Genomic DNA, 1,239 nt, shown 5'->3' on the forward strand with positions numbered 1-1,239 from the left:
GCAGGTCGGGCTGCGCTACACCTTCTAGGATGGTTGGAAGATGCTCTGAGTACGCATGCAAGGGGGAATGAGGAAACCCGGCGATCGTAAGGATCTGCCGGGTTCTTTCATCTTCAGGAAAACAGAAGCGTTGGGGCAGCATGTGCGCCCCATTGGAACGGCGCATAAGCACAGCGGCGCACTCTACAAGGGCCGGGTCGAGCACGTCAGCATGGATCGGAAGCAAACAACTTCAAGGTGGGCACCATGGATACCAAGCTATACGACGTGGGACATATCAAGTCCCGTGTGCATCTTCCCCAAGGCATGGATACGGCGCTCACGTCCGGCCAGCAACGTGTGCTCGAACTGGAAGATGGCGACAGCTTCGTGTTGCACACGATCTGGATCGCGGAAGACAACGGTGTCATTGCCAAGGGGCTTTCCCAAAATGCGTCACACATCGCTGCTCGTCTGGCGCGTTGGGCGCGGGGCCGTCAGGTGCGGCTCGTATATCGCATGATCGACAACGACACCGCTCGGATCTGGCGGCTAGGCACCGTCTGAGGAACAGGCATGGGTCATACCGTCTTTGAAGGCTATACGGTTGGTGAGATCGAGCGGGGCATTCCATTTCCGGCCAGACACAAGAAGCCGCTTTCCATCGAACAGAAGCAGCTCCTGCAACTGAAGGATGGCGAGAGTCTTGTTCTCGCGGTGCATTTTGGAGCGTTCCTGACCGACAACGCCGAGCGGCTCATGCAGTGGGCGCGATCGAAGGGAATTCACACTGTACGTCGCAAGATCGATGACGACTCGGTGCGGATCTGGCGCGTGGCCCCCCTGCAACCGGTGGTGGTGGGCAAGCGCAAGGCATGACGCTGGCGATCAAGAAGCACCTCGCCATAACTTTCCAGGGCGTACTCTTGGTGGACGACATGGGATCCATCGTTGAAGCGCGACCCTTACCCTAAAGATGGAGAACTTCGTGGCTAAGAAAGATCAAGCGTCCGATAGCGGCCCGCAGGACGTCAGCGACAAGAGCGAGATGGCGGTGGGCCTGCAGTCGGTAAGCGGCGAGGCGGCTGCGCCGACGGCCGAGGGCGCGCCGGAAGCGCTCGCGCCCACGGATGCGCCAGCAGCGCAGGCCGCCCCGACGCCGCCGCCGCAGGTCGTCGAAAAAAGCTGCTCGCGCGGCCTGGCCGCCTGGCTGGCCAGCAGCAACCTGTCTCTGGCGATTTCGTCCTACCAGACGGGCCG

2 protein-coding genes and 1 pseudogene are annotated in these 1,239 nt (G+C 60.9%); all 3 read left to right on the plus strand.

Annotated features, from left to right (window positions below):
- The first annotated feature begins 246 nt into the window (after positions 1-246).
- Positions 247-546 (plus strand): hypothetical protein, encoded by a 300-nt coding sequence (locus tag GSQ75_RS17620; protein WP_158756198.1) that lies wholly within the window; start codon positions 247-249, stop codon positions 544-546.
- A 9-nt stretch (positions 547-555) separates the two neighbouring features.
- Complete coding sequence (locus tag GSQ75_RS17625; RefSeq protein ID WP_158756199.1) at positions 556-858, plus strand: hypothetical protein; 303 nt, start codon at positions 556-558, stop codon at positions 856-858.
- 109 nt (positions 859-967) lie between these two features.
- Positions 968-1,239, plus strand: a pseudogene (locus tag GSQ75_RS17630) (TIGR03032 family protein); the annotation flags it as partial.

Origin of the sequence: Dyella sp. S184 (assembly GCF_009766065.1) — a bacterium.
Lineage (GTDB): Bacteria > Pseudomonadota > Gammaproteobacteria > Xanthomonadales > Rhodanobacteraceae > Rhodanobacter.